Source organism: Halopseudomonas sp. (genome assembly GCF_041579695.1).
Taxonomy (GTDB): Bacteria; Pseudomonadota; Gammaproteobacteria; order Pseudomonadales; family Pseudomonadaceae; genus Halopseudomonas.
On record NZ_JBFGFI010000120.1, the window covers coordinates 1 to 5976 of the forward strand.

The following is a 5976-nucleotide window of genomic DNA, read 5'->3' on the forward strand; positions in this document are numbered from 1 at the left end:
AGCGACCAGCAACTGATTGGCGATGCGCTGCGTCACTGCGGTGCACGCAACATATTTGGGGCTCTGCCCGTCCTCGCACCGCAAGTGGGACGTGAAAGCGTCATCGCTGCTGATCCCGACCTCATAATCGCATTCTCCGACCAACAGGCCCAGGCCAATCCCTGGCTGCAGCGCTGGCGCCGGTTTGAGGAAATGGAAGCAGTGCGCAAAGGACGCTTGCACATTATTGATGGCGACAGCCTAGTTCGACCGACGCCAGTAATTCTGGAAGGGCTGGTGGGTCTGTGCGGAATGATCTGGGAAGACGCTGAAGGCTTCGCTCAGTCGTTAGACTGAAATAACAAAGCGGTTGAAAACGTCCCTGGCCTGAACGGCCAGGGTCCTGGGTTACTGACTAGAAACGGTAGCCGACACTTAACTCGACTTGCTCCTCGGACGCCGGATAACGGCCGAAAAGAGTGGCGAAAGCATCGTATTCCTTACCGGTCAGGTTGTTGACACGTAATGTCGCGTCGAACCCGTTGATCTCATAACTCACCGCAGCGTTAATCAGGGTATAACCACCAGCGCGCGGGCTATCGTTGGCGTCATCTCCTGATAGATAGCGGTCGCCGGTATAAACGGCTTCCACATATCCAACCAGACGGGGCAGGAACTCATAGCTGCCATACAGGCTGCCTGAATGCCTCGCAACCCAGGGCACCTCGTTACCTTTGAAGCTGCCCGCCCGGTATTCAGAATCAGTAAAGGTATATTGCGCGCCCAGCTGTAGCCTCTCTGTTACATCACGATCAGCCTCAAGTAAAATGCCCTGACGCAGGGTGCGGTCGAGGTTGATGTTGGCGCCAAATGGACCGAAAGGACCGGTTGCGGTGGGGTCATAAAGCAATTCGTTATCCAGCTCCAGGCGGAAGAGGCTGGCGTGGTAACGCTGCTTTTCGCCGCTCCATTCTCCTCCGAGCTCCCATGATTTGCCTGTCTGGGGATCGAGGAAAGTGATGCCAGGGGCGGTGAAGCTGTTCTCATCGACATTCGCCCAGCGCAGCACGTCTTCACGCTTGATGAAAAGGCGTGTATGCGCGTTGTACTGCCAATTCAACCCGATGCTTGTGCTGTTTTCCCGGTCTTTCTGGCTGAGGCCACGGCTTTTATCGTCGTTTTCAACTTCGCTGGAGCGATATCCGGCCACCAGGCTGACATTCTGACCCAGGGTCTGGGTGAGCTGGGTATACCAGTCGCTCAGTTCCTGCGTAGTTACGGTATTGCCGAAGGCCGCGAGCAGCTCGTAATCACTGGTGATCTGATCGTAGCCCAACAGCCACGAGGCTTCGCCCAGAGGTGATGCGAACCGGGCGGTAACGCGAGGGCTGAACGTCTCGATGCGGGTTCCCTGCTCGAACTCCGAGCCGGAACCAAATGAGCCAACGCCGTCCCGATCGCTATGGCTGTAATCGAAGTTGGCCGCCCAGACGTCGCCAAGCTGTTGTTCGAAAGCATAACGATGCACTTGGGTCTTGTTGTCGTTCCACGCGTCGGAAATACTCTGGCGGCGGTCCTCTCTGCGCTGGGCCAGGGTAAGCGCGCCGGGATAAAGCAGCTCTTCGTCGACGCTCTGGTATTCGTAAAGCATCCACCCGCTAGTATGGTCATAGCGCAAGCGACCGAAGCCGTTAGTGTATTTGGAATTATTGTGGTCGCGGTAGTTATTGGCGGTTCGATTCTCACCGCTGGCGTAAACGGAGAAACCGGCTCCGAGCGGCTGATATACGTGGCCTCGATAAGCTTCGAGGTCATAACTGCCACGCGCGGCTTCTACGTGTACTTGCTGCTCATTAGGAGTGCGCGTGATGATATTGATGACGCCGCCTACTGCCTGGTCGCCGTAGAGCACTGTGCCTGCACCGCGAATTATTTCGACCCGTTCGATATTGGCCAGGGGAACGCTGTTGAGATCAGGGCTAGCCAGGCTTGGTTGATTGAGTCGTCGACCGTCGACCAAGACAAGGGTGTTGTTCGCAGCATTCTCACCGAAACCACGCAAGCTGATAGCTACCCTGTTGCCATCCCCCAAGGTGTCGCGAATCTGCACGCCAGCTTGCTTGCGGAGGACATCAATCAGCGTAATTGCACCTGAGCGCTCGATTTCTTCTCGGTCGACGACGGCAACGCTTGCGGGGATCACTGTTTCCAGCGGCGTAGCTCGGGTTACTACTGTAGGGGGGAGGTCTAATGCTTGCTCCTGTGCCGAGATAGCCAAGCCGGGAAACAGCATCAGTGCAACGTAAAGTGGGGATAATTTCATTCGAGCATTCTCAAAAGTTTACTTTTGAGGAGGACGAGAAGCCAGCGGAGGTGTCTATTTAGCCAAGGGACAGCCATGCACTGGCCGGGTGACGCCCTCCGCGACACCTCAGCAATGCAGGCCCCGGCAGTCAGCCATGGGGTTCTGCTTCGCACAGGGCCGGTCTCCGGGCTCAGGATCTTTGCAGATGCCGCCTTCCCACGCGATACGCGCAGTGGCTGTGTGGCATTGCCTGCGAGCCGATATCAGCGGGCTCGCGATCCTTTACCGTTGCGGGGGCAGCGTCGGGGTTGCACCGACTTCCCGTTTCACCCCGCGGCCTGACGGCCTGCGGGGCACCCAGTGCGACTGGAAGCGGGGTGGACTCTAGGGGGAATGCACGTCGCGGTCAAGCCTGTCGGCGCGAATCAGTCGGCCTGGAGCAGGCGCTGGCGAATGGCGGCTTCGATGCCGCTGGCGTCCAGGCCGCATTCGGCAAGCATTTCCGCCGGTTTGGCGTGCTCGACATAGCGGTCAGGCAGACCGAGATTGAGTACCGGCATGGCGATGCCTGCGGCGGACAGCCATTCGTTCACCGCGCTTCCGGCACCGCCCATCACCGAGTTCTCTTCCAGCGTCACCAGCAGATCGTGGCTGCTTGCCAGTTGGCGGATCAGGTCAACGTCCATCGGTTTGACAAAGCGCATGTTGGCGACGCTGGCATTCAGTGTTTCGGCAGCCTGCAATGCGTTGGCGTGCAGGGTGCCGAAACAGAGAATGGCGACCTTTTCGCCCTGGCGGGTCAACACGCCTTTGCCAATGGGCAGGCACTCCAGCTCCGGCTCCACCGGTACGCCGGGACCGGTGCCACGCGGGTAGCGCACGGCAGCGGGCCCGTTGTGCATGAATCCGGTTGTCAGCATCTGCCGTGTTTCGTTTTCATCGGCAGGCGCCATGATCAGCATGTTCGGCAGGCAGCGCAGGAACGACAGATCGAAGCTGCCGGCATGGGTCGGACCGTCTTCCCCGACCAGTCCGGCGCGGTCGATGGCGAAAAGGACATCCAGGTTCTGTACCGCGACGTCATGTATGACCTGGTCGTAGGCGCGTTGCAGAAAGGTCGAGTAGATAGCTACCACCGGTTTGGCGCCCTCGCAGGCCATGCCGGCGGCGAGGGTGACCGCGTGCTGCTCGGCGATGGCGACATCGAAATAGCGCCGGGGATAGCGCTCGCTGAACGCGATCAGATCCGAGCCTTCCTTCATCGCCGGGGTAATGCCGATCAGCCGCTCGTCTTCGGCGGCAATGTCACAGAGCCACTGGCCGAACACGCTGGAAAACTTCTGCTTGCTCGCGCCGTTACCGTTGCGCTTGGGTTCGAGCTTGGTGATCGCGTGGTAACCGATCGGATCGGCTTCGGCGGGCGAGAAGCCCTTGCCCTTCTGGGTCACTACGTGCAGGAACTGCGGTCCCTTCAGCTCGCGCATGTTGCCCAGTGTGGCGATCAGCGTGGGCAGATCGTGACCGTCGATAGGTCCGATGTAATTCCAGCCCAGCTCCTCGAACAGCGTGCCTTGGACCAGCATGCCCTTGGCGTGCTCCTCGGTCCGGCGCGCCAGCTCCCAGGCGGAAGGTATTTTCGACAGGACTTTTTTGCTGCCTTCGCGCATGTGCGAATAGGTGCGGCTGGACAGAATCTTGGCCAGATAATTGGACAGGCCACCGACATTGCGCGAGATCGACATATCGTTGTCGTTGAGCACCACCAGCATGTCGGCTTCCACGTCCGAGGCATGATTCAGCGCCTCGAAGGCCATCCCGGCGGTCAGGGCGCCATCGCCGATAACGGCTACCGTGCGGCGATCCAGCCCCTGCAGACCGGCGGCAATGGCCATGCCCAGGGCGGCACTGATCGAGGTGCTGGAGTGGCCCACTCCGAAGGTGTCATAGATGCTTTCGCCGCGCCGAGGGAAAGCCGCAAGGCCGTCCTTCTGCCGCAGGGTGCTCATCTGTTCGCGACGGCCAGTGAGGATCTTGTGTGGGTAGGCCTGATGGCCGACATCCCAGACAATGCGGTCGTCGGGTGTGTGATAGGTGTAGTGCAGCGCGATGGTCAGCTCGATCACACCCAGGCCTGCGCCAAAATGTCCGCCGGTCTGGCTGACGGTCCATAGCAGATAGGCGCGCAGCTCGTCAGCTAGCGTCGGCAGCAGGTCTTCGTCCAGCTCGCGCAGACGTGCCGTACTGTCAATACTGTCCAGCAGCGGGGTGTCAGGCCGTTCGCGGGGTATCTCGTGGAAAGTGCTTGGCATCAAACAGGGCTCTGGGTGCCGGTGCGACCGGCACAATTAAAACGGCAGTTTAACCGATGCGGGCGGATAGCCCAAGACTGCGGGGCGCTCAGAAATTCCGTTGCACAATATAGTCGGCAAGCTGCTGCAGTCGCCCGCCATTGTGATTCAGTGGCTGGAGTGCGGCAATCGCCTGATCGCGCAGTGATTCCGCGAGTTGACGCGCTCCCTGCAAACCCAGCAGCGCCGGATAGGTGGGTTTGTCGCGGGCGATGTCGGCGCCTTGCTGCTTGCCCAGCACGCTGGTATCGCTTTCGATGTCGAGAATATCATCCTGCACCTGAAAGGCCAGGCCGATACAGTCGGCGTATGTGCCCAGAGCCAGTAGCTGGGCCTGGCTTGCGCGACCGCTGGCCATTGCGCCCAACTGCACGGCCGCGCGGATCAGCGCGCCAGTCTTTTTGCGATGCATGTTTTCCAGGGAGCCGATATCCAGCGTCTGACCAACGGCGCCGAGATCGATTGCCTGACCGCCAACCATTCCTGCGGGGCCAGCTGCACTCGCCAGCAACTGGATCATCTGCAGCCGGGTAGCCGGTGGGTACGCTTCTTCGCCTGCCAGCCAGTCGAATGCCAGCGCGTGCAGGGCGTCGCCGGCGAGAATGGCCGTGGCCTCATCGAAGGCGCGATGACAGGTAGGCTGGCCACGGCGCAGATCGTCATTGTCCATTGCTGGCAGGTCGTCGTGAATCAGCGAATAGGCATGAATCATCTCGACTGCGGCAGCTACTACGTCAGCCTGTGCAGTATCGCCGTGCAGGGCTTCGCAGCTGGCATACGCCAGCATCGGGCGGATGCGTTTGCCGCCATTGGTAACACTGTAGCGGATGGCCGAGAAGAGGCGATCAAGCCGCGGTTGATCCGTATGCAGATGGACGTTCAGGTAGCCGTCAATGCGTACCTGGCAACTGCTCAGGTATTGATTGAAATCGGTCATTCAGCCGGTCCGTCGAAGGGCTCGGCGACGGGTTGACCCTGCTGTTCGGTCAGCAGGCTGACCTTCTGCTCGGCCTGGCTCAGCGCCTGCTGGCAATCGCGGGTCAGGGCCACGCCCTGCTCGAAGGCGGTGAGCGATTCTTCCAGGCTGAGGTCGCCACTTTCCAGCCGTTCGACCAATACCTGCAATGCGCCCAGTGATTGCTCGAAATCCACGGCGGTTTTCTTCTTGGCCATGCTTACCTCGGTTATCTGGCGAATCGGAGTCGGCTGAACATTATACAAGGGTGGTGGGGCGGTCAATCAGCCATACACTTTGTAGAAGTAAAACAGGCTCAGCCCCCAGCCGATCAAAATCACCAGGGTTCTCAGCCACGCGTCCGGCAGCCAGCGGGCCAGCCTGCCGCC

Annotated in this window: 4 protein-coding genes, 1 pseudogene and 1 riboswitch; of the genes and pseudogenes, 1 reads left to right on the forward strand and 4 read right to left on the reverse strand. The window is 59.9% G+C overall.

Annotated features, from left to right (window positions below; all coding sequences use genetic code 11):
- A pseudogene (locus ABYA88_RS14895) lies at positions 1-336 on the forward strand (hypothetical protein); the annotation flags it as partial.
- A 58-nt stretch (positions 337-394) separates the two neighbouring features.
- On the opposite strand, the gene ABYA88_RS14900 reads toward ABYA88_RS14895, so the two are convergent.
- The 4 genes from ABYA88_RS14900 to ABYA88_RS14915 form a co-directional block, all read right to left on the reverse strand.
- Positions 395-2302 carry a TonB-dependent receptor family protein gene (locus ABYA88_RS14900; protein WP_373188178.1) on the reverse strand — a complete coding sequence of 636 codons (1908 nt, stop codon included), beginning with the start codon at positions 2300-2302 and terminating at the stop codon, positions 395-397.
- A 139-nt stretch (positions 2303-2441) separates the two neighbouring features.
- A riboswitch (cobalamin riboswitch) is annotated at positions 2442-2660 on the reverse strand.
- A 49-nt stretch (positions 2661-2709) separates the two neighbouring features.
- Positions 2710-4593: a 1-deoxy-D-xylulose-5-phosphate synthase gene (dxs, locus tag ABYA88_RS14905; protein ID WP_373188179.1), complete on the reverse strand. Its 1884-nt coding sequence runs from the start codon at positions 4591-4593 to the stop codon at positions 2710-2712.
- 88 nt (positions 4594-4681) lie between these two features.
- Positions 4682-5569 (reverse strand): polyprenyl synthetase family protein, encoded by an 888-nt coding sequence (locus tag ABYA88_RS14910; protein ID WP_373188180.1) that lies wholly within the window; start codon positions 5567-5569, stop codon positions 4682-4684.
- Positions 5566-5805 (reverse strand): exodeoxyribonuclease VII small subunit, encoded by a 240-nt coding sequence (locus ABYA88_RS14915; protein ID WP_373188181.1) that lies wholly within the window; start codon positions 5803-5805, stop codon positions 5566-5568. The genes ABYA88_RS14910 and ABYA88_RS14915 overlap by 4 nt, the downstream gene beginning before the upstream one ends.
- Positions 5806-5976 lie beyond the last annotated feature (171 nt).

Bases quoted from the DNA above. Each gene is read 5' to 3' on its own strand.
- ABYA88_RS14915 (WP_373188181.1), bottom strand. From the start codon at position 5,805: ATGGCCAAGAAGAAAACCGCCGTGGATTTCGAGCAATCACTGGGCGCA.
- ABYA88_RS14900 (WP_373188178.1), bottom strand. From the start codon at position 2,302: ATGAAATTATCCCCACTTTACGTTGCACTGATGCTGTTTCCCGGCTTG.
- dxs (WP_373188179.1), bottom strand. From the start codon at position 4,593: ATGCCAAGCACTTTCCACGAGATACCCCGCGAACGGCCTGACACCCCG.
- ABYA88_RS14910 (WP_373188180.1), bottom strand. From the start codon at position 5,569: ATGACCGATTTCAATCAATACCTGAGCAGTTGCCAGGTACGCATTGAC.